General features: G+C 58.4%; 22 protein-coding genes and 1 tRNA gene. 4 read left to right on the plus strand and 19 right to left on the minus strand.

Annotation, left to right across the window (positions count from 1 at the left end; genetic code table 11):
* Window positions 1-240: 240 nt before the first annotated feature.
* The 10 genes from FH061_RS06040 to FH061_RS06085 form a co-directional block, all read right to left on the minus strand.
* Entirely contained in the window at window positions 241-1,692 is a 1,452-nt protein-coding gene (locus FH061_RS06040) for a sigma-54 interaction domain-containing protein (protein ID WP_151634044.1), read from the minus strand.
* 371 nt (window positions 1,693-2,063) lie between these two features.
* Window positions 2,064-2,483 carry a MerR family transcriptional regulator gene (locus FH061_RS06045; protein WP_151634046.1) on the minus strand — a complete coding sequence of 140 codons (420 nt, stop codon included), beginning with the start codon at window positions 2,481-2,483 and terminating at the stop codon, window positions 2,064-2,066.
* Between the two features lie 10 nt (window positions 2,484-2,493).
* Window positions 2,494-2,907 carry an integration host factor subunit alpha gene (locus tag FH061_RS06050; protein WP_151634048.1) on the minus strand — a complete coding sequence of 138 codons (414 nt, stop codon included), beginning with the start codon at window positions 2,905-2,907 and terminating at the stop codon, window positions 2,494-2,496.
* A 40-nt stretch (window positions 2,908-2,947) separates the two neighbouring features.
* On the minus strand, window positions 2,948-5,374 hold the full coding sequence (gene pheT, locus FH061_RS06055; RefSeq protein ID WP_151634050.1) for a phenylalanine--tRNA ligase subunit beta: 2,427 nt from the start codon (window positions 5,372-5,374) through the stop codon (window positions 2,948-2,950).
* 161 nt (window positions 5,375-5,535) lie between these two features.
* The gene (gene pheS, locus FH061_RS06060; protein ID WP_151634052.1) at window positions 5,536-6,552 is read right to left on the minus strand and encodes a phenylalanine--tRNA ligase subunit alpha; all 1,017 of its coding nucleotides are present in this window, start codon (window positions 6,550-6,552) and stop codon (window positions 5,536-5,538) included.
* 176 nt (window positions 6,553-6,728) lie between these two features.
* The gene (gene rplT / locus FH061_RS06065) at window positions 6,729-7,088 is read right to left on the minus strand and encodes a 50S ribosomal protein L20 (protein ID WP_151634054.1); all 360 of its coding nucleotides are present in this window, start codon (window positions 7,086-7,088) and stop codon (window positions 6,729-6,731) included.
* A 22-nt stretch (window positions 7,089-7,110) separates the two neighbouring features.
* Window positions 7,111-7,308 carry a 50S ribosomal protein L35 gene (rpmI, locus tag FH061_RS06070; protein ID WP_119768735.1) on the minus strand — a complete coding sequence of 66 codons (198 nt, stop codon included), beginning with the start codon at window positions 7,306-7,308 and terminating at the stop codon, window positions 7,111-7,113.
* 171 nt (window positions 7,309-7,479) lie between these two features.
* Window positions 7,480-8,001, minus strand: coding sequence for a translation initiation factor IF-3 (gene infC, locus FH061_RS06075; protein ID WP_151634056.1), 522 nt, complete (start codon window positions 7,999-8,001; stop codon window positions 7,480-7,482).
* 59 nt (window positions 8,002-8,060) lie between these two features.
* Entirely contained in the window at window positions 8,061-9,968 is a 1,908-nt protein-coding gene (gene thrS / locus FH061_RS06080; RefSeq protein WP_151634058.1) for a threonine--tRNA ligase, read from the minus strand.
* A 213-nt stretch (window positions 9,969-10,181) separates the two neighbouring features.
* Window positions 10,182-10,258 (minus strand) — tRNA-Val (locus FH061_RS06085).
* A 149-nt stretch (window positions 10,259-10,407) separates the two neighbouring features.
* Between FH061_RS06085 and FH061_RS06090 the strand changes: the two genes are divergently transcribed.
* The gene (locus FH061_RS06090) at window positions 10,408-11,346 is read left to right on the plus strand and encodes a cation diffusion facilitator family transporter (protein ID WP_151634060.1); all 939 of its coding nucleotides are present in this window, start codon (window positions 10,408-10,410) and stop codon (window positions 11,344-11,346) included.
* 180 nt (window positions 11,347-11,526) lie between these two features.
* Here FH061_RS06090 and FH061_RS06095 read toward each other — a convergent pair whose 3' ends face one another.
* From FH061_RS06095 to FH061_RS06105, 3 genes are read right to left on the minus strand one after another with little or no spacing between them, the layout of a single operon-like run.
* Window positions 11,527-13,788: a RelA/SpoT family protein gene (locus FH061_RS06095; protein WP_151634062.1), complete on the minus strand. Its 2,262-nt coding sequence runs from the start codon at window positions 13,786-13,788 to the stop codon at window positions 11,527-11,529.
* Between the two features lie 15 nt (window positions 13,789-13,803).
* Window positions 13,804-14,151: a RidA family protein gene (locus FH061_RS06100; protein WP_151634064.1), complete on the minus strand. Its 348-nt coding sequence runs from the start codon at window positions 14,149-14,151 to the stop codon at window positions 13,804-13,806.
* A gap of 21 nt (window positions 14,152-14,172) precedes the next feature.
* Window positions 14,173-15,039, minus strand: a complete 867-nt coding sequence (locus FH061_RS06105) for an alpha/beta fold hydrolase (RefSeq protein ID WP_151634066.1) — start codon at window positions 15,037-15,039, stop codon at window positions 14,173-14,175.
* A 112-nt stretch (window positions 15,040-15,151) separates the two neighbouring features.
* On the opposite strand from FH061_RS06105, the gene FH061_RS06110 reads away from it, so the two are divergent.
* Window positions 15,152-15,946, plus strand: coding sequence for a 3-hydroxybutyrate dehydrogenase (locus tag FH061_RS06110; RefSeq protein ID WP_151634068.1), 795 nt, complete (start codon window positions 15,152-15,154; stop codon window positions 15,944-15,946).
* A gap of 164 nt (window positions 15,947-16,110) precedes the next feature.
* Here FH061_RS06110 and FH061_RS06115 read toward each other — a convergent pair whose 3' ends face one another.
* Both FH061_RS06115 and FH061_RS06120 read right to left on the minus strand, forming a co-directional pair.
* Window positions 16,111-16,764, minus strand: a complete 654-nt coding sequence (locus FH061_RS06115) for a 3-oxoacid CoA-transferase subunit B (protein WP_151634070.1) — start codon at window positions 16,762-16,764, stop codon at window positions 16,111-16,113.
* 14 nt (window positions 16,765-16,778) lie between these two features.
* Entirely contained in the window at window positions 16,779-17,477 is a 699-nt protein-coding gene (locus tag FH061_RS06120) for a CoA transferase subunit A (RefSeq protein WP_151634072.1), read from the minus strand.
* 130 nt (window positions 17,478-17,607) lie between these two features.
* On the opposite strand from FH061_RS06120, the gene FH061_RS06125 reads away from it, so the two are divergent.
* Entirely contained in the window at window positions 17,608-18,168 is a 561-nt protein-coding gene (locus FH061_RS06125) for a PAS and helix-turn-helix domain-containing protein (protein ID WP_151634074.1), read from the plus strand.
* A gap of 21 nt (window positions 18,169-18,189) precedes the next feature.
* Here the strand turns inward: FH061_RS06125 and FH061_RS06130 are convergent, their stop codons facing one another.
* Entirely contained in the window at window positions 18,190-18,603 is a 414-nt protein-coding gene (locus FH061_RS06130; RefSeq protein ID WP_151634076.1) for an acyl-CoA thioesterase, read from the minus strand.
* A 57-nt stretch (window positions 18,604-18,660) separates the two neighbouring features.
* On the minus strand, window positions 18,661-19,437 hold the full coding sequence (locus tag FH061_RS06135; RefSeq protein ID WP_151634078.1) for an SDR family oxidoreductase: 777 nt from the start codon (window positions 19,435-19,437) through the stop codon (window positions 18,661-18,663).
* Between the two features lie 162 nt (window positions 19,438-19,599).
* Here FH061_RS06135 and FH061_RS06140 point away from each other — a divergent pair, with 162 nt between their 5' ends.
* Window positions 19,600-21,276, plus strand: coding sequence for an electron transfer flavoprotein-ubiquinone oxidoreductase (locus FH061_RS06140; RefSeq protein WP_151634080.1), 1,677 nt, complete (start codon window positions 19,600-19,602; stop codon window positions 21,274-21,276).
* A gap of 57 nt (window positions 21,277-21,333) precedes the next feature.
* Here FH061_RS06140 and FH061_RS06145 read toward each other — a convergent pair whose 3' ends face one another.
* Window positions 21,334-21,888: an NUDIX domain-containing protein gene (locus FH061_RS06145; RefSeq protein ID WP_151634082.1), complete on the minus strand. Its 555-nt coding sequence runs from the start codon at window positions 21,886-21,888 to the stop codon at window positions 21,334-21,336.
* A gap of 68 nt (window positions 21,889-21,956) precedes the next feature.
* Window positions 21,957-22,262: a DUF2818 family protein gene (locus FH061_RS06150; RefSeq protein ID WP_151634084.1), complete on the minus strand. Its 306-nt coding sequence runs from the start codon at window positions 22,260-22,262 to the stop codon at window positions 21,957-21,959.
* Between the last annotated feature and the right edge of the window lie 4 nt (window positions 22,263-22,266).

The raw sequence follows: 22,266 nt of genomic DNA on the forward strand, positions 1-22,266 counted from the left end.
ACGCAATGTTTTCTTGGTTTGCGTTTTGTCTTATGAAGACTCTATGGCAAGGGTTGTGCCAGCGAATGCAAGTATTTGATTACATTGAAATTTTCCCTATTGCAATGCAAAAACCGGGCTGTTTGTCATATTTCCAGAAAGAATTTGTGTTCAGCCGCTGTACACATTAAATTTATATCTCGTTATGTCTTTGAAAAATAACAGTTTTTTCCATGTGTATGGTTTTCATACAGGTGTCCATTAATCAGACACTATCTGGTAATCGACGATCTTCTGGTATAGCGTGGCCCGCGAAATCCCGAGCATGCGCGCCGTCAGCGCCTTGTTGCCATGGGTCTTTTCCAGAGCCGCCTTGATGGATTTGCGTTCGAGTTCGGCAATGCTTTCCGCCAGAGGACGCACTTCCTCCTCGCCCGACTTGTCGTCTTGGCCCGATGCCGGCGTCGGCGTGATTGGCGCGGCCTCGCTGTTGCTCAGGATGCCGGCGAAGTCCTCCGCCGACAGCGCCAGGCTGTCGGTCAGCATGCCTGCCTGCTCGAGCGCATTGCGCAGTTCGCGCACATTGCCCGGCCAGCTGTACGAGGCCAGCAGGGTCCGCGCGGACGGCGTGAGTTCGCGTTGAGGCATGCCGGTGCGGGTTGCAATCTGTTCGAGCAGGTGCTCGCACAAGGCATCGAGGTCCGCCACCCGCTCGCGCAGTGGCGGCAGCACGATGGGGAGGACGTTCAGGCGGTAATACAGGTCCGAACGGAATTTGCCCTCGGCGACCAGCTGCTTCAGATCATGGCTGGTTGCGGCGATGACGCGCACATCCACCTTGCTCACCTTGTTGGAGCCGAGCGGTTCGATTTCCTGTTCCTGCAGCACGCGCAGCAGCTTGGCCTGCACCTGCAGCGGCATGTCGCCCACTTCATCCAGGAACAGGGTGCCGCCGTCGGCGACCTTGAACTTGCCGTCACGACCCTTGCGATCGGCGCCGGTATACGCACCCGGCGACACGCCGAAGAATTCGGATTCCAGCAGCGTGTCCGGCACCGCCGCGATATTGATGCCGACAAAAGGCCGGCCCGCCCGGCCGGAAGCGGCATGGATGCCATGCGCGAGCAGTTCCTTGCCGGTGCCGGTTTCGCCGAGCAGCAGCACGGTGGTGTCGAGTTGCGCGGCTCGCCTTGCGCGATGCTTGAGTTCCAGCGAAACCGGGCTGACGCCAACGAAGCTTGAGATGGAATACTTGGTATGGCGCAGCTGGGCCAGCTCCTTCTGGGTATTGGCCAATGCCCATTGCAGTTCGGAGAATTTCGACACCAGCGGCTTGAGCCGCTGCAGACGGTCATACAGCGCAAAGCCGAGGGCGCCTATCACCTTGCCCGAATCATCCTTGAGCGGGATGCGCATCACGACCAGCGGCTGATCGCGGATCATCATGATATCGAGCAGAATGGGCTTGCCGGTCTGCACGACCTCCCGCATGCGGCTGTTTGGCAGGATTTCCTCCACAGCCTTGCCCAGGGCCTCCTCCGGCCCCTTCAGCCCAAGGAAGGATGCATACTTCTCATTCATCCATGCGATGCGCCCATGATCATCGACTGCCATGGTGCCTTCGCAGGAGTCATCGAACAAGTCGAGCAGGGACTCCATCCCGACCCGCAGGATCCCATCAACATCCCAGGAAGCAGCAATAGACGTCTTCATTTCCCCTCCTGGAATCCGATTGAATAAAGCGGTTGAATGCGGCATGCGCGGCGTACGGTTACCACCTGCTTCCGTTTACTGCGGTACAAAAACGTACCTGATTATAGAGGCCGCAAGAGTAGTTATGACTACGCAGTTCTACTAGGTATGAGGACCGTTACATCATTGGACCACTGTGTCTTACGCATGTGCTGTGTGTCCGTATGCCAGCATACGAAGCGGCACGCCAGACCGGTGCGATGTTGCGGGATAGCGCGAAAAATTGCGGAATGTTGCGGCGCAAAGAAAAGGGCCGCGTCAGCGGCCCTCGGCTTTTTTAGATTTTGCATTGCATGATTGACGGCCAAACCGCGTCCGTCTTTGCCGTGGTCCTAACGCTTCAGCAGGTTGAGAATCGCAAACAGTTCAGTCCTGATGGCGATGACGCTCAGCCCCACGGCGGGCCCTTCCTGCGAGGACACGTTGTCGTCCGCCTGAGCTGCCGTGACAGTAGCGCCGGCGCCTGCGCTGCTTATGCGGGTATCAAGCTTGTTGCGTGCACCACTGATGGTGAATCCCTGTTCATACAGCAGCTCGCGGATGCGGCGGATCAGCAGGACTTCGTGATGCTGGTAATAGCGCCGGTTTCCGCGGCGCTTTACCGGCTTGAGCTGTGTGAACTCCTGCTCCCAATAGCGCAATACGTGCGGCTTCACGCCGCACAGATCACTGACTTCGCCGATGGTGAAGTAGCGCTTCGCCGGAATCGGCGGCAACACCACGACATCGGACTTATTGGCGCGATCGTTCATGGATCAGGTTTCAGGCGACACGGGCAAGAGGCTTTTGGCTGACATCTTCCACCATGCTCTTGAGCTTCTGGCTGGCATGGAAGGTGACAACCCGGCGCGCGGTGATGGGAATTTCCTCACCGGTTTTCGGGTTGCGGCCCGGTCTTTGCGGTTTGTCGCGCAGCTGGAAATTGCCGAAACCGGACAGCTTCACCGACTCACCCCGCTCAAGCGCGTTGCGGATCTCATCGAAGAAAGTCTCGACCATATCCTTTGCCTCGCGCTTGTTGAGGCCGACCTGTTCGAACAGCAGTTCGGCAAGTTCGGCCTTGGTTAGCGTGGGTAACTCTTTTTCAGCCTGGGTACGGGCTTTTGCCTCTTGCATGGCGCGATTGAGGTCGGCGGCCAAGACGGATTGGAATTCGGCTGAGTTCACGTCATTCATAGTGGTTTTGTCGTCCCTGCCCTGCTGAGTTGACTACCATTCATGCTCGCAATTTTGCGCCATGTTGCTTCTCGACCGAGGCAATGAAAGCGGCCATTGCTGCATCGACTTTTTCGTCTTGCAGGGTAGTTTGAGTATCTTGCAACGTGAATCGGAAAGCAAGACTTTTTTCGTCGTTTTCCAAGCCTTTGCCACGATATTCATCAAATAAAACAATGGCTTGCATGATAGCACAGGCAGGATTGGATTGACTCTCGGCAATAAAGGAATCCAGTAGCGCCTGCACCGGCACCGATTGTTTTACAACGACAGCGATGTCGCGCGTCACCGCCGGAAACTTGGAAATTTCCCGGTAGGCCGGCAGATCGCGAGCCTGCAGTGCTGCGGCATCCACTTCGTACACCACCGGAGCCAGCGGCAGATCGTACTTCTGCTGCCAGCGCGGATGAAGTTCGCCGATAAAGCCCACGACCTGGTCGCCGAGCAATACCTTGGCCGAACGACCGGGATGCAAAGCAGGATGCGCTGCTTTCGCGAAGCGCAGTTCACGCGGTGCAAACAAGGCTTCCAGATCGGCTTTCACGTCGAAGTAGTCGACATTGCGAGTCGGCAGGCCCCACTGCTCTTCCGCCACCGGACCATAGGCAATGGCGGCAACCCGCTTGGGCTGCTCGTAACCGGCCACCGACAGAGCGCCATCCTGAGTCGTGTCCGCGCGCAGATAGACGGCCCCGATCTCGAACGCGCGCACGCGGTTGAGCTTGCGGTTGAGGTTGTAGCGCACATTGGCTACCAGGCTCGCCACCAGCGTCGAACGCATCACGCTCATCTGGCTTGCAATCGGATTGAGCAAACGTATCGGATTGCTGTTTCCGGCAAAGTCGGCTTCCCAGCTTTCCTCGACAAAGCTGAAGTTCACGACTTCCTGATAGTCGGCGTCGGCCAGCTGGCGGCGGATCGCGAACAGCGAGCGCGTGTTTTCCGGAGCAATGCGCATGGTGTTGGCCGCAACCGGCGGCAGCGCCGGGATGTTTTCAAAACCATAGACGCGCGCGATTTCCTCGATCAGGTCTTCTTCGATTTCGATATCGAAGCGATACGACGGCGGCGTGACGGTGAAAGCCCCCTGCTCTTGCGTGAACTGCAGACCGAGACGGGTGAAGATATCGGCAATTTGTTCATCATTGACCGGCACGCCGATTACCTTGGCGGCGCGCGCCGTGCGCACGGTGACCGGCTTACGCTCGGGCAGATTGACGATATGGTCATCGACCGGCCCGACCTGAGTGTCCTTGCTGCCGCAGATTTCCACGAGCAGCGCGGTGATGCGCTCAATGTGTTCGACAGTGGTCGCATAGTCGACGCCGCGCTCGAATCGATGCGCGGCATCGGTCGAGAAGTTGTAGCGGCGCGCACGCCCCTGGATGGCATTGGGCCACCAGAAGGCGGCTTCCAGGTAGATGTCCGTGGTATCGAGGGTCACGGCGGTGGAGTCGCCGCCCATGATGCCGGCAAGCGATTCGATCTCCTTGTCGTCCGCAATGACGCCGACCCAGTCGTCGACCTCGACCGTATTGCCATTGAGGAGCTTGAGCGATTCCCCTGCCTTGCCCCAGCGCACGTCGAGGCCGCCATGGATCTTGTGCAGATCGAACACATGGCTCGGACGGCCCAGTTCGAGCATCACATAGTTGGAGATATCGACAAGCGCCGAGATCGGACGCTGGCCGCTGCGCTCGAGCCGGCGCTTCATCCAGTCCGGCGTCTGGGCGCGCGCATTGAGGCCGCGAATGATGCGCCCCGAGAAGCGCCCGCACAAGTCGGGGGCGGACACCCTGACCGGCAGTTTTTCGTCGGTATTGACCGGGATGGCCTTGTAGGCGGGAGCCCTGAGCGGCGTACCGGTCAGCGCGGCGACTTCGCGCGCCACACCCAGCACGGAGAGGCAATCGGCCTTGTTCGGAGTGAGTTTGATCGTGAACTTCAGATCGTTCAGCTGGTAATAGTCGCGGAAGTTCTGTCCGACGGGCGCATCGTCAGGCAATTCCAGCAGGCCGGAATTCTCTTCGGACAGCTTCAGTTCGCGTGCCGAGCAGAGCATGCCTTGCGACTCGACGCCGCGCAGCTGGCCGACCTTGATTTCAAAGGGCTTGCCGTCGTCTCCCGGCGGAAGCTTGGCACCGGCCATTGCGCAGGCGACCTTCAATCCGGCGCGCACGTTCGGCGCACCGCAAACGATATTGAGCAGAGTGCCGGTGCCGGCGTCCACCTGGCATACATTGAGGCGATCCGCATTGGGATGCTTGGCCACCTCGACCACCCTGGCGACGACGACATTGGAAAACGGCGGTGCGACCGCCTCGACCTCTTCCACTTCGAGGCCCGACATGGTCAGGAGGTGGGACAACTCATCCGACGTCATCTTCGGATCAACTAGGGTTCGGAGCCAGCTCTCGGAAAATTGCATGGTAAGCCTTCAGATATTCTGAATTACGGTACACATCACTTCTGCCCTCCCTTCCTCCCGGGATATGCCGCGGGCCGATACTTCGGCTGCGGCAACGGTCCCCGCTTTTCAGGCAGCCCGTGGCATCCACGGAGCGAAAGGAAGCGCTTCGGTATTCTTTTTTAGTTGAACTGCTTCAGGAAGCGCAGATCGCCTTCATAAAACAGCCGTAGATCATTGATGCCGTAGCGCAGCATGGTCAGGCGTTCGATGCCCGAACCGAATGCGAATCCGATGTATCGGGCCGGATCGAGACCCATGTTGCGCACCACGGTCGGATGTACCTGTCCTGCGCCGGACACTTCCAGCCAGCGTCCCTTGAGGGGACCGCTGCCGAAGGCGATGTCGATTTCAGCCGACGGCTCGGTGAATGGAAAATACGACGGGCGAAACCGCACTTGCAGATCGTCCGTTTCAAAGAATGCCTTGACGAAGTTCAGGTACACGCCCTTGAGGTCGGCGAAGCTGATGTCTTCATCGATCCACAGTCCTTCAACCTGGTGGAACATCGGCGAATGCGTTGCGTCGCTGTCGACGCGGTAGGTGCGCCCGGGGGCGATGACCTTGATCGGCGGCTTGTTCATGCGTGCGTAGCGAACCTGCATCGGGCTCGTATGCGTGCGCAGCAGCAGCGGCTTTCCCTGGGTGTCCTTGCCGTCGATATAGAAAGTATCCTGCATCGACCTGGCCGGATGGTTTTCCGGACTGTTCAATGCAGTAAAGTTTGTCCAGTCATTTTCGATTTCCGGGCCATCGGCGACATCAAAGCCGATGGAGCCGAAGATCTCCTCGATACGTTCCCAGGTGCGCATGACCGGATGAATCCCGCCCTTGCCGCGTCCGCGGCCGGGAAGCGTGACATCGATGGCTTCTGCATTGAGACGCGCTTCCATCTGGGCATTGGCCAGTGCGTCGCGGCGCGCAGTCAATGCGGATTCGATCTGCTCCTTGGCTGCGTTGATGACGGCGCCCTGAGTTTTCCGCTCCTCCGGCGCCAGCTTGCCCAGCCCCTTCATGTGTTCTGTGATTTGTCCTGTCTTGCCGAGATATTTTGCTTTTGCATTCTCAAGCGCGGCAGCATCATCGGCTGCGGCAAAATCGGTTTGCGCCTGGGCGACAATTTGTTCTAGGGAAGTCATGCGGCTATTTGCCTGTGAAAAGGTATCGGTATCGGATAAGGCGATGCGCGTGGCTGCGTTGCGCGCATTGAAATGCGAAGGACGAAAGCTCAAAAAAAAACGGAGCTCAGGTGTTGACCTTTGCCCCGCTTTTCGGTGCGGCACCACCAGCAAGGCGGTGCCCGCGTTCACAACGTTCAAGCAGCGATGTTGGCCTTCACCTGGTTGACAATCGCGGCAAATGCCGGCTTGTCCATCACAGCCATATCAGCCAGGACCTTGCGGTCGAGTTCGATATTGGCTTTCTTGAGACCGTTCATGAATACGCTGTAGGTAACGCCGTGCGCACGCGATGCCGCGTTGATACGGGTGATCCACAGTGCACGGAATACGCGCTTCTTGTTGCGGCGATCGCGATAGGCATACTGGCCTGCGCGCATGACCGCCTGCTTGGCGATACGGAAAACGGTACTGCGACGACCGCGGTAGCCTTTGGCTTGGTCGAGGACTTTCTTATGACGGGCCCGTGCGGTAACCCCACGTTTTACTCGAGGCATGGTAGCTCCTTCTTATGTGTGGTTAGGCGAACGGCATCATGGCGCGGACGGAGTTCATGTTTGTATCATGAACGTCCACTGCACCGCGCAGCTGGCGTTTGTTCTTGGTGGTTTTCTTCGTCAGGATGTGACGCTTGAAGGCTTGACCGCGCTTGACGGTACCGCCCGGACGTACGCGGAAGCGCTTTTTCGCGCTGCTCTTCGTCTTCATTTTAGGCATAGCACTATCTGTCCTTATGGACAGCTCCGTTTTTAACATGATTGCAGGTGGCAATACTTCATTGCACTTGGATGCCTGCTTTCACTTGTTTGGCAAGGGATGAAATCCCCGCTATCTGCGTCGGTTACTGGCTGCCATGACAGGAGCCAGTAACCAATGCGAATTCTTTATTTATTTCTTCTTCTTCGGCGCCAGCACCATCACCATCTGGCGGCCTTCCATCTTGGGAAACTGCTCAACCTGGCCATACGGCTCCAGGTCTGACTTCAATCGTTCCAGCATGCGCATGCCGATGTCCTGGTGAGCCATCTCGCGGCCACGGAAGCGCAGGGTAATCTTGGTCTTGTCCCCTTCTTCAAGGAACTTGGTCAGATTACGCAGCTTGATGTTGTAATCACCATCATCGGTTCCCGGACGGAACTTGACTTCCTTGACCTGGATAACCTTTTGCTTGAGCTTCGCTTCGTGCGCCTTCTTTTGCTCCTGGTATTTAAACTTGCCGTAATCCATCAGGCGGCAGACCGGGGGTTGCGCCGTCGGCGCAATTTCCACCAGATCCACATTCGCTTCTTCAGCGAGGCGGAAGGCTTCAGCAAGAGTCACGATACCCAGAGGTTCGTTGTCCACACCAGTTAAACGCAGTTGCGGCACAGTGATTTCGCCGTTGATGCGATGCGACTTGTCAGTAGCTATTGCAGTTTCCTTTAAAAATCAAATGACTAAGCCGTGCTCTCGCGCTCAGGAGGAATTCCTCAGGCTTTGGTGTCAACCTCGTGTTTCAGGCGTTCCACCAGTGCATCGACGGGCATGACACCCAGGTCGACGTTGCCCCGCGCACGCACGGCCACTGTATTGGCATCCCGCTCCTTGTCGCCGATGACGACGATGTAAGGCAGCTTTTTGACGGAATGCTCGCGTATTTTATAGGTTATTTTCTCGTTACGCAAATCGAGGTGTACCCTAAACCCTTGTTTTTTCAGGTTTTGTGCAACGCCTTGAGCGTAATCAGACTGGGCATCGGAAATATTGAGTACCGCAATCTGCACCGGCGCCAGCCACAGCGGAAGCGCGCCGGCATGGTTTTCGATGAGGATGCCGACAAAGCGCTCCATCGAGCCGACAATCGCCCTGTGCAGCATGACGGGAACCTTGCGGGTATTGTCATCTGCAACATATTCGGCGCCGAGGCGGCCGGGCATCGAGAAGTCGACCTGCATCGTACCCACCTGCCAGGGACGGCCGAGCGAATCCTTCAGGTGGTATTCGATCTTCGGTCCATAGAAGGCACCTTCGCCGGGAAGCTCTTCCCAGGTCACGCCGCAGGCGCGCAATGCGGAACGCAGGGTTTCCTCCGCACGATCCCAGGTCTCGTCGGAACCGATGCGGCTATCCGGACGCAATGCGATCTTGATAGAGATTTCCGAGAAACCGAAGTCCTTGTAGACGCTCATTGCCTGTTCATGGAAGGCGGTCACTTCTCCCTGGATCTGCTCTTCGGTGCAGAAGATGTGACCGTCATCCTGCGTGAACCCGCGCACCCGCATGATTCCATGCAGCGCGCCGGAAGGCTCGTTGCGATGGCACTGACCGAACTCGCCGTAACGCAACGGCAAGTCGCGGTAGCTGCGCAGGTCGGAGTTGTAAATCTGTACATGGCCCGGGCAATTCATCGGCTTGAGCGCATAGTTGCGGTTTTCCGATTCGGTGACGAACATGTTCTCGCGATAGTTCTGCCAGTGGCCGGTCTTTTCCCACAGCGAACGGTCGAGAATCTGCGGCGCCTTGACTTCCTGATAACCGCTTTCGCGATAGACGTGGCGCATGTACTGCTCGACCTGCTGCCACACGGTCCAGCCCTTCGGATGCCAGAAAACCAGGCCCGGAGCCTCGTCCTGGAAATGGAACAGGTCAAGCGCCTTGCCCAGCTTGCGGTGATCCCGTTTTTCAGCCTCTTCCAGCATGTGGAGATAGGCTTCCTGGTCTTCCTTCTTGGCCCAGGCGGTGCCATACACCCGCTGCAGCATCTCGTTCTTCGAGTCGCCGCGCCAGTATGCGCCGGCCAGCTTCATGAGCTTGAATACCTTGAGCTTGCCGGTCGAAGGCACGTGCGGACCGCGGCAGAGATCGGTGAAGTTGCCTTTCGAGTAAAGCGAGACGTCCTCGCCCTGCGGAATCGATTCGATGATTTCCGCCTTGTAGGCTTCTCCGATGGACTTGAAATACGCCACCGCCTCATCGCGCGGCAATACCTTGCGGGTTACCGGCTCATCCTTCTTTGCCAGTTCGGCCATTTTCTTTTCGATGGCCTGCAGGTCTTCCGGGGTAAACGGGCGCTTGTAGGAAAAATCGTAGTAGAAGCCATTGTCGATCACCGGACCGATGGTGACCTGGGCCTCCGGAAACAATTCCTTGACGGCATAGGCAAGCAGGTGCGCGGTCGAATGGCGAATGACGTCGAGGCCATCCGGATCCTTGTCGGTAACGATAGCCAGATCGGCATCCTGCTCGATCAGATACGATGTATCGACCAGCTTGCCATTCACCTTGCCTGCCAGTGCAGCCTTTGCGAGGCCGGTGCCGATGCTTGCGGCAACTTGCGCAACGGTGACTGCGGATTCGAATTGCCGTTGCGAACCATCTGGAAGTCGGACTGATACCATTTTGCTCTCCATGCCAGCGAGGGAATTGCCACTGACGCTAGACTTAGTGTTAAAAACTGCGGACGAAAAAAAACGCGGACTAGCCGCGCTTTTTCAAATTTGCAAAGACGAAAAAGATCCCGACTAGCGTCGCACTAAAACCTTTGCGGTTGTAGTTCGCGGTGTCATAACCGGGGATGCCTTTCTCACTCTTACAAATGTACTGCTGTTCGTTGGTAGGCTCGATTGGACTCGAACCAACGACCCCTACCATGTCAAGGTAGTGCTCTAACCAGCTGAGCTACGAGCCTAAAGAAGCGAAATTATAGCGGCAATTTTTTGATTTTGCTAGTGCCATACTTTAACCATGCATTCGCTCAAGAACATCCGCCGCACTCGGGTCGCTGTCCTCCTGACTGACCGCATCAGCCAGCCATGATGAATCCGTTATGATCCTGACATGCGCAAACCGTCCGATGCACCACCCGCCAGTGAATTGCATGCCCATCGCGCCGGCGATGCGGCGCATCGTCATGTACTGACCGGACGCAACCCCAAAGTGCTTGCCGCGGCCGCCATGCTGACGCTGGTGTTTGCAGCATTGGAGGCTTTCGCGGGGGTGCTGTCGAATTCACTGGCCCTCATTTCCGATGCCGGCCACATGGTGACCGACAGCGCATCGCTTGCCTTCGCCCTTCTGGCGCAATTCGTCGCCCGCCGGCCGCCATCACCGAAAAACTCGTTCGGCCTCGGCCGTGCGGAAGCACTTGCGGCATTCATCAACGCATTGGCGATGCTGGTCCTGATCGGATGGATTTCCCTGGAAGCCATTTCCCGCTTCCGCAATCCCCTGCCCGTGCAGGGCCAGACCGTATTTACCGTCGCCGCCATCGGCCTTCTGATCAACCTTCTCGTGGCATGGCTGTTGTCGCGCGACCGCAGCAGCGTCAATACCCGTGCCGCGCTGGTTCATGTGATGGGCGACCTTCTCGGATCGATCGCGGCCATCGCGGCGGGGGTGATCATCTACTTCACCGGCTGGCTGCAGATCGATCCCCTGTTATCCATTGCCGTCAGTCTGCTGCTATTGAAGTCGACTCATGGCGTGCTGCGCGAGTCCTATCATTTCCTGATGGAAGGCGTGCCGCGGCAGATCGACTATCTGCAGGTCGGCTCGGACCTCGCCGCCATTGATGGCATTCGGTCCGTGCACGACCTGCACGTGTGGGAAATGACGCCGGGAGAACCGGCCCTGATCGGCCATGTGGAGATCAGCGACCTGCAGCGCTGGCCGCAGATACTGCGCGAGATACGGCGCGTACTGCTGACGCGGCATCATATCGATCATGTGACGCTGCAGCCGGAATTGCCGGGGATGGTCGAGGGAGAGGAAGAGTGATGGCGGTGGCGTTGCGCGTGCTTAGAGCGGGTTGCGGTTGAGTGTACGGAAGAATCGGTTTGTCTTGGGATGCAGGGCAAGGCGTAAGGATCGCCGTGTGGCGGGCCACACAAGCGACGAACAACGCTGCCATGCGCCCAAGGCAGACCGAGACGATCGTACACTCATTCGCAACCCGCTCTAATGCCGCTGCACTTCCAGCACACCGGTGACATCGCGAATGATGCCCAGCGCTTTCTGCAATTGCGCGGTGGACGAAATCTCGGCCGTGAACGACATGCGGGCCTGCCCCTTTGCACTCTGTGTGCTGACGCCGATGACATTGATTTTTTCACGCGAAAAAATTTCGGAAATATCACGCAGCAAGCCTTGGCGATCAGTGGCAAGGATAAAGATATCGACCGGATAAACCGTTTCCCTGCCGGGTTCGCCCCAAGTGGTCTGGATGACCCGCTCCAATGCGTTCTTGCGGATTTGCGCAAGATTCTTGCAGTTGGCACGATGGATCGACACGCCCTTGCCGCGCGTGATGAAGCCGACGATTTCGTCTGGCGGCGCCGGCTTGCAGCAGCGGGCAAGCTGAGTCAGCAAGCCGTCCGTACCGACCACCAGGACCCCGGAACGGGCTCCCTGCGCGACGCTCGATGCGCGGCTCTTGTTGGGAATGACCGCATCGGCATCCGCCACATGCTTCGGCTGAGCCTTGTGGGGATCTTCCGCATGCAGCATCAGTTCGATGTTGCGCAGGCTGAATTCTTCCTTGCCTACGGCAAGAAACAATTCATCGCTCTTTGCGAAACCCAGCTTGTGGGCGAGCTCCTCATGATTGATCGCCGTGCGGCCCTCGCGCTGCAAGGTCTTTTCAACCATGGCGCGGCCGTGAGCCAGCGTCTCCTGCTGGTCGATCGCATTGAACCAGGCCCGCACCTTGGAGCGGGTGCGCGGGCTGACGACATAGCCCGGGCTGAGCCAGTCGCGCGACGGGCCATGCGGCACGTTGGCGCCGCGCGCGGTAATGATTTCGACGGTCTGCCCATTTTTCAGCGGCGTATTGAGCGGCACCATGGCGCCATCAATGCGCGCGCCGCGGCAGCGATGGCCGACATCGGTATGCAGGTGATAGGCGAAGTCGATAGGCGTGGCGCCGGATGGCAGCTCGATCACCCGCGCCTGCGGTGTCAGCACGTAGATGCGGTCATCCAGCGCCGCCGACTTCAGCTTCTCGACCCATTCGCGCTGTATGTCTTCCTGCTCCACCATGGCATCGGCGATTTCGCTCTTCCATGCGAGAAGCTGGCGCAGCCAGGCGATTTTCTCGTCATACTTCTGCGCCGCGAAAGCCGACCCGCCGCTTTCCTTGTAGCGCCAGTGGGCGGCGACGCCATACTCTGCGAAACGGTGCATCTCATGCGTGCGGATCTGCACTTCCAGCGCCTTGCCGTCTTCACCCACTACCACCGTATGCAGCGACTGATACCCGTTCGACTTCGGCCGGGAGATATAGTCATCGAATTCTGCCGGAATCGGCGCCCAGATGTTGTGGACCAGGCCAAGCACCGCATAACAGGTCTTGATGTCTTCGACGATCACGCGGAACGCGCGCACGTCATAGAGCTCGGAGAAATCGAGCGACTTGCCCCGCATCTTGTTCCAGATGCTGTAGATGTGCTTGGGCCTGCCGAACACTTCGGCCTTGATGTCGGCCGCCGCCAGTTCGGACCTGAGCCGGTTGATCGCATTTTCGACGAAGCTTTCGCGCTCGAGCCGCTTTTCCTCAAGCATCTTCGCGATGCGCTTGTATGTGGCGGGCTCGATGAAGCGGAATGCAAGATCCTCCAGCTCCCACTTCAGCTGCCAGATGCCGAGCCGGTTTGCCAGCGGCGCATAGAGGTCCAGCGTCTCGCGCGCATAATTGTGCGTCTTCTCGTCTTCGAGCTTGATCTCGGCAAAGTAGCGCAACGTCGTGATGCGTGACGCCAGCCGGACCAGTACCGCGCGCATGTCGGACGCCATGGCAAGCAGCATCTTGCGCAGCGTTTCCAGCTGTTCGGCTGCCTGCAGGGAAGCATTCTTGCCGCGCGCCGGCTCCTTTTGTCCGAATGTCTGTCCATGCAGCTTCATCAGCGTCCGGATGCCGGTCACCAGATCGGAAATTTCCTTTCCGAAACGATCTTCGATGGATGCATAGGCTGCGGCATCGAAGTCGGCCAGCTCGAAAAGCAGGCCCGCTATCCGGGAATCCGTGTCGGTATTGAGCAGAGCAAGCGTCGTTGCCACACCCTGCGAAAAGGCAAACGCATCCTGCCCCGTCACCACCGCATGGTCGCGGTAGAGTGGCTCGACAAACGCGAGCGCATCCAGCACGCGCGCTCCATCCTCGGCACTCAGGCCGGCAGTGAGCTGTACATGCGTTTCGCTGGGCGAAGCAACAATCGAGACCATGAAAATCGAAAGTCTTTATTGCGCTGCCGTGACAACCATTTCGACCAGCCATTCCGGCTTGGCCAGCTTTGCCTGCACCGTGGCGCGCGGCGGCGAATTGCCTTCCGCAACCCACTCGTTCCAGACGGAATTCATCCCGGCGAAGTCCTTGATGTCGGCAATGTAGATCTGGCACATCAGGATGCGCGACTTGTCGCTGCCCGCCTCGGCAAGCAGCCGGTCGATATGGCCGAGTACCTCGCGCGTCTGGCCTTCGATGTTCTGGGTCAGGTCTTCTGCAATCTGGCCGGCAAGATAGATCGTGCCGTTATGGATGGCAAGCTCGGAAAGAGTCTTGCCGACATGGAGACGTTGTATTTCCATATGCTCATTTCAAGAAACGTTTTAACCCAGCAGGAAATCCCGGACGATCCGGATCTGCTGTTCCTGCATGAGGGTCGGAGCGTGCCCTACCCCCGGTAGTTCAACCAGCTTCGCTCCTGGTCCACGCGCCGCCATGGCAAGCGCCGTCTCGTGCGAAACGAGGTCGGACTGCTCGCCGCGCAGCAGAAGCGTCGGGCATGCGATCGCGTCATAGGCCATCCAAAGCAGAGCCTCGCCCTGCTTTGCCGATTCCGGCGTCGCCGCCTTGAATGGCTCCGCCACTCCAAGATCGTAATGGCGGACCCATTGCCCATCCTCATTCCGGCGCAGCACATCCGCCGCAAGCTTGTGCCACTCACCCTCGTCATGCGGGCCGAACGGCTGCGAAATCTCGCGTATGTAACGTGCGCCCTCCTCGAAGCTCGCAAAGCGCATGTCCTGACCGATGTACTGCCCTATCCTGGCGATTGCCTCGGGATTGAGCGTCGGCCCGACATCATTGAGCACCAGCCTGTTGATCGGACTGTCCTTGAGCGAAGCCAGGCTCATTCCGATCAGGCCGCCCATCGAGGTGCCGACCCAGTGCACGGTATCGGCATTCAGGCGCGCCAGCAGCGTCACCATGTCGGCGACATACTGCGGCACCTGGTAATGCTGCGGGTTCTTCAAACGCCCCGAACGGCCGCGACCCACCACATCCGGGCATACGACCCGGTACTCGTCGCAAAGAGTCATGGCAAGGCGGTCAAAATCATCGGACACCCGCGTCACGCCATGGACACAGACCAGTACCCTGGGGTTTGCGGGATCACCCCACTCCTTGTAGGCCATCTGGTGCAGACCGGATGGTGACAGGCATTGCACCGCTTTAATCTGGACTTGGCTCATATTTGTGTCGAATCAGCGAATCTGCTTGCCATTCTCACATTTTAATGGGCGTTCCGCTTAAAATTCTATTTAAGTTCGGCTCAGGTACAAAATTTCATTCGCAGGAGAAATCATGCAGGGCACTATGCATCAGGGAAAAACGGCGCTTGTTACCGGGTCGACGTCAGGAATCGGATTGGGTATCGCCAGGAAGTTTGCCGGCCAGGGAGCGAACATCGTCTTCAACGGCTTTGGCGACGCGAGTGAAATTGAAGCGCTGCAAACCGCGGTAAAAAACGAGTTCGGCGTCCAGACTGCCTATCACGGGGCTGACATGTCCAAGCCCACCGAGATTGAAGCCATGATGAAGTTTGCCGCAGAGAAGTTCGGCGGCGTGGATATCCTGGTCAACAATGCCGGCATCCAGCATGTTGCGAACATCGAAGATTTTCCGGTGGAGAAATGGGACGCCATCATTGCGATCAACCTGAGTTCCGCCTTTCACACTACCCGGCTCGCCCTGCCCTCGATGAAAGCGAAGAACTGGGGACGCATTCTCAACATCGCATCGGTTCACGGTCTGGTCGGCTCAGCGCAGAAATCGGCTTACGTCGCCGCCAAGCATGGCATCGTCGGCCTCACCAAGGTAACGGCTTTGGAAAACGCGCAAGGCGGCGTGACATGCAATGCAATCTGTCCCGGCTGGGTACTGACACCGCTGGTGCAGAAGCAGGTGGATGCACGCGCCGCGCAGCAAGGCCTGTCGAACGACGAAGCAAAAACGTCGCTGCTCTCGGAAAAACAGCCCTCGGGAGATTTCGTCACTCCCGAACAGCTGGGTGACCTCGCGGTATTCCTCTCCAGCGATGCAGCGTCGCAGGTACGCGGCGTGGCCTGGAACATGGATGGAGGCTGGGTGGCCCAGTAATATCCCGACTCATATTCCGACTCAGGCCATGCCGCACGATCGCCGGCGGCATGGCAGGTCTCTACCACAGGACTTGCATCGGACCCATCAATAAAAAAACGGTGCCCGCATTTAGCCGGCACCGTTTTTTATCGGGGAAATACGCAGAAGAGCGCAGGAGAGAATCAGGAAATCGCGCTGAGGTCCACTGCCGCACCGGTCTTCTCGACCAGTTCTTCCTTGCTCACGCCCGGCGCCAGTTCGACCACCTTCAGCCCCTTGTCCGTCACATCCAGCACGCCGAGGTCGGTGATGATGCGATCGACGACGCCCACGCCGGTCAGGGGCAGATCGCACTTCTTCAGGATCTTGTGCGATGTCGTGCCATCCTTGGCTTTCGCCACATGCTCCATCAGGACGACCACGCGGCCCACACCTGCAACCAGGTCCATCGCGCCGCCCATGCCCTTGACCATTTTGCCCGGGATCATCCAGTTGGCCAGGTCGCCCTGTTCGCTCACCTGCATTGCTCCCAGGATGGCGATATTGATCTTCCCGCCCCGGATCATGGCGAACGAGTCGGCGGAACTGAAGAAGGAGGAACCGCGCAGCGATGTCACCGTCTGCTTGCCCGCGTTGATCAGATCGGGATCGACCGCATCATCCGTCGGGAACGGGCCGATGCCGAGCAGGCCGTTCTCCGACTGCAGCCACACTTCCATATCGTTCGGAACATAGTTCGCCACCAGCGTCGGCAAGCCGATGCCCAGGTTCACATAGAAACCGTCCTGCAGTTCCTTCGCTGCGCGTGCAGCCATTTCATCACGAGTCCATGCCATGTTCGTTCTCCAGATTACTTTGCACGCACTGTGCGTTGTTCGATACGTTTTTCGGGCGTTGCATTGACGACGATGCGGTGCACGAAAATGCCTGGAGTATGGATCTGGTCGGGATCGAGCTCGCCAGTCTCCACCAGCTTCTCGACTTCCACGACGGTGATCTTGCCAGCCATGGCGACATTCGGATTGAAATTGCGCGCGGTCTTGCGGAAGACCAGGTTGCCCACCTTGTCGGCCATGTAGGCCTTCACCAGCGACACGTCGGCCACCAGCGAGCGCTCCATCACGTATTTCTCACCGTCGAATTCACGCACTTCCTTGCCGTCGGCGACGATCGTGCCGACACCGGTCTTGGTGAAGAAGGCCGGGATGCCGGAGCCGCCGGCGCGCAGCTTTTCAGCCAGCGTGCCCTGCGGAGTGAACTCCAGTTCAAGTTCGCCCGCCAGGTACTGCCGCTCGAACTCCTTGTTCTCGCCGACATAGGATGCGATCATTTTTTTGATCTGGCGCGTTGTCAGCAGCTGGCCCAGGCCGAAACCGTCGACGCCGGCATTGTTGGAAATCGCCGTCAGGTTTTGCACGCCGGAGTCGCGCAACGCGGCGATCAGCGCTTCGGGAATGCCGCACAGGCCGAAGCCGCCCACGGCGATAGTCTGCCCGTCCTTGACGATGCCGGCCAGCGCGCTGGCGGCATCCGGATAAACTTTATTCATACCGACCCTCTTCTTGTATAAAGTGCCCGTAGGCTGTTCTAATGTGTCCGCCAGCATAAGATGGTGGACTTGGCCATGCAATACCGTAAAAATACGAATTTTCCGCCTTAAGCAAGCGCCCCGAGGAAGAATGAGCGCATTTCCAACTATAGATTACGAGACAATCTTCCGGCATGCCCCGGTCGGCATGTGCGTTTCCCACCATAGGGTCATCCAGTCCTGCAACGAGGCGCTGGCCCGCATGTTCGGCTATCAGCCTGACCAGCTGGTAGGAAAATCCTTCCTGGTGCTATATCCCACCCTGGATGAATTCGAGCGCACCGGTGCCCGCATCGTGCCGATCATGAGCGCCAAGGGCCATTATTCGGACGAGCGCATCATGAAACGGGCGAACCAGGAGCTATTCTGGTGCCATGTGAGCGGCCGTTCATTGATCCATGACGACCCGCATGCGGCCGGCATCTGGACTTTTGAAGACTTGAGCGCAAAACGGCCCGTCACGGCGGAACTCACGCCGCGCGAACGGGAAATCGCCGCCCTTCTGGTCGAGGGCAAGACCAGCAAGCTGATCGCACGCCAGGTCGGACTCAGTCCGCGCACCGTGGAGATGCACCGTGCCAAGCTGATGCGCAAGTTCTCAGCGTCGACCTCCAGCGAGCTGGTGCATCGCCTCGTCGGCGTCACCGGTTGAGCGACCCTGCCCGGCCCTGTCTTATTCCGGTGTCGCGAGCAGAGCCCGGATGCGTTCGGGAAGCGGCGTCGATTTCTCCTTGGGGAAATCGACCCACACGATCTTCGCCCCGCCTTCCGCGGCGATCACATCGGGCTCGTCGACGCGGCGGATTTCCTGATAGCTTTCAAAGCTGGAACGTCCCGGCTCGCCGACATAGGTACGGATTTCGATGTCGCCCGGATACTTCAGCTGCTTGATGAAGGTGCATCGGGCATTGACAATGACCGGCCCTTCCCCGCTCGGGTCTGGCTGGCAACCGGCTTCCACGAACCAGGAGATGCGGGCCTGCTCCAGGTAGCGGAAATATACCGTGTTGTTGACATGTCCCATCGCATCCATGTCGCCCCAGCGGATGGGCATGCGCAGCGTATGGACGAGCTTCTTTCTTGTCATCGGATTCAATCGATTCAATCAGTAATCGGTGGTTGGGGATGCCTGCGGGGTGCCGGATCAGTACGCCGCCATGCCGTCGTCGGCGGTGACGATCGCGCCATTCATGAAGCGCGACTCTTCGCCCGCGAGCAGCAGCAGCAGGCCATCCAGATCCTCCGGCTGGCCGAGACGCTTGCGCGGCAGCATGTTGATCAGGTTCTGGCCGTTTTCGGTGGCGAAATAGTCTTCGTTGATCTCGGTGCTGATGTATCCCGGACAGATGGCATTGACGTTGATGCCGAAACGCCCCCACTCGACCGCCATGGATTTGGTCATATGCACGACCGCCGCCTTGCTCATGCAGTAGATACCGATCTGAGGCAGCACGCGCAAGCCGGCCACCGAAGCAATATTGATGATGCGATGCTGTTTCTTCGGATCACCCTTGGCGCGGGCGATCATGCGCTTGGCAGCCTCCTGGGCAACGAAGAACGCGCCGCGCTGGTTGGTGTCCATGACAAAGGCATAGTCTTCCGGGGTGACGTCGACCAGGCGTTGAGTGGTCGATACGCCGGAATTGTTGACCAGGATATCGATCGGGCCGGCTTCGGTTTCGGCATGGGCAATGGCGGACTTGATGCTGCCATAGTCGGTGACGTCCAGAGCGACGACATGGGCCGCACCGCCGCCAGCCTCGATTTCGGCGCGCAGCTCCTTGAGCCGCTCCACCCGGCGCGAAGCGAGAACCACCTGCGCGCCTGCCTGTGCCAGCACCTTGGCGAAACGCGCTCCCAAACCGCTGGAAGCGCCGGTAACCAGAGCGATCTTGCCTTCAAAGTTGACTTCAATCCCCACAAGTTTCTCCTTTTATTGATTCCGGACTCGGTCTTGATAGATGGCTAGACGTTATCATTACATGAAAGAGCGGCAATTAGAGCGGAGCGTCTAGCGTTCAATCGCGAAATCCACGACAATTAGCACGTTCGTTCGATAATTCTAAACTACCTTGGTGAGACCATGACGCAGACCCAAAACCTGATAGAACAATACGGCCCGCGCGAAGCGATGAAATATGACGTCGTGATCGTCGGCGGCGGCCCGGCCGGCCTGTCAGCCGCGATCCGCTTGAAGCAGCTTGCCGCCGAACAGGGCAGCGAGGTCTCCGTCTGCGTGCTGGAAAAAGGCAGCGAAGTCGGCGCCCATATCCTCTCCGGCGCCGTCATGGACCCGATCGCCATGAACGAGCTCTTTCCCAACTGGAAGGAACTCGGCGCCCCGCTCAATACGCCGGTCACCGAAGACCAGTTCCTGTTCCTGACCGAGAAGAAAGCCACCAAGACCCCCGGCTGGGCGCTGCCCGCCTGCTTCCAGAACCACGGCAACTACGTGGTGTCGCTGGCAAACGTGGTGCGCTGGCTAGGCCAGCAGGCCGAATCGCTTGGCGTGGAAATATTCCCCGGCTTCCCGGCCGCCGAAGTCCTGTACAACGACGACGGTTCGGTCAAAGGCGTGGCCACAGGCAACATGGGCGTGGACCGCGAAGGCAATCCGACCGACGCCTTCCAGCTCGGCATGGAACTGCATGCGAAGTACACCTTCTTCGCCGAGGGCGCGCGCGGCCACCTGGGCAAGCAGCTCATGTCCAAGTACCATCTCAACAAGGATGCCGATCCCCAGACCTATGCCATCGGCATCAAGGAACTGTGGGAAATCGATCCGAAGATGCACAAGCCCGGCCTGGTGATTCACACCGCCGGCTGGCCGCTCGATGCCGATACCTATGGTGGTTCCTTCCTCTATCACCTGGAAAACAACCAGGTGGCGGTGGGTTACGTGATCGGGCTGGCATACCAGAATCCCTACCTCTCGCCCTATGAGGAATTCCAGCGCTACAAGACGCATCCGGAAATCCGCAAGTACTTCGAAGGCGGCAAGCGCATCTCGTACGGTGCGCGGGCGCTGGTGGCCGGCGGCCTGCAGTCCCTGCCGAAGCTGACCTTCCCGGGCGGCGTGCTGATCGGCTGCGATGCTGGCTTCCTGAATGCGTCGCGCATCAAGGGCAGCCATGCGGCGATGAAGACCGGCATGATGGCGGCGGAAGCGGCCTTTGCCGCGCTCGGCGCCGGTCGTGCCCAGGATGAGCTGACCGCATTTCCGGAAGCGTTCAAGGCATCATGGCTGCATGAAGAACTGTACAAGGGCCGCAACTTCAAGCCGTTCATGACGCAGGGCCTGTACAAGGGCACGCTGATGGTGGGCATCGACCAGGTCCTGTTCCGCGGCAAGGCGCCCTGGACGCTGCGCCACAAGCATGCCGACCATGAATGCCTGCGCCCGGCTTCGGACTTCAAGCCGATCGTCTATCCGAAGCCCGATGGCAAACTGACCTTCGACAAGCTCAGCTCGGTGTTCATCTCCAACACCAATCATGCGGAAGAACAGCCGGTGCACCTGACGCTCAAGGATGCGAGCGTGCCGGTCAACGTCAACCTGGCGAAGTATGCGGGGCCGGAACAGCGCTACTGCCCGGCTGGCGTGTACGAGTATGTGCAGAACGACGCCGGCGAGGACCGGCTGCAGATCAATGCGCAGAATTGCGTGCACTGCAAGACCTGCGACATCAAGGATCCGACGCAGAACATCGTCTGGGTCACGCCGGAAGGCGGCGGCGGACCAAATTATCCGAATATGTAACGCAATAAAAAGAGCCGCACATGCGGCTCTTTTCTCATCCTTCGGCATCAAGCCCAGTCAAGGCTTCCATTGGCCGCTAATGATTCTTTCCAGCCAGAAGCTGCCGATCACGGTCTTCACGTCCGTAATCTTCCCGGACCTCACCCATTCCAGCATCTCGGGAACGGTCGCAGTAAAAGTTTCCAGGAACTCGCCTTCATCGAGTTCACTCTCTCCGGCCGTCAAACCGCGTGCCAGGAAGATATCGAGATGTTCATCGGAATAGGCAATCGCATTGTGGATGGTGCAGAGGAAGTGCCAGTCGGTTGCGGTGTACCCCGTCTCTTCCTTCAATTCCCGCTTCGCGCAATCCAGCGGATCCTCATTCGGATCGATTTTGCCGGCGGGAAATTCAATGAAGACATCATGCAAGGGATAGCGGAACTGCCGTTCGAGCAGAACAGTTCCGTCATCCAGCAACGGAAGAATCACCACTGCGCCGGGATGCTTGATGTACTCGCGCTTGGTCTGCTTGCCGTCAGGCAGGCGAATGGTATCGCGCTGGACCTTTAAAAAATGTCCGTCATAGGCGACTTCGGTATCGACCTGCGTTTCTTTCAAATCCGGATTCACGTGCCTGCCCTATCAACGATGGAAAACCATCATTGTAATCTCCGGGCAATGTCCGGCATTAGAGCAAATCAAGCATGCTGCTTGCGCAGATAGCGGAAGACGAAGCCCGGAAACGAGAGAACGAGGAAAAGACAGCCGGTAATGGCGTAGAACTCCCAACGCTGCGGAAACGCATTGCCTATGCGTGATTCAATGAAGTAGGCAATAGCTCCGACGATGAAGTAGAGGATGATGAGTTCCAGCAGGCGAAGCCAGAGAGACTTGGCTGGACGCTTGAAAGACACGATGCCGAGAAAGCGTTCGTTGAGAAACGGGAGGTTGGCGGCGGCTGCCGCCAACAGGATCACGAACCAGCTTGAAAGCGAAACATCCACTGCG

The sequence above is a fragment of the Noviherbaspirillum aerium genome (assembly GCF_008929045.1).
GTDB lineage: Bacteria > Pseudomonadota > Gammaproteobacteria > Burkholderiales > Burkholderiaceae_D > Noviherbaspirillum > Noviherbaspirillum aerium.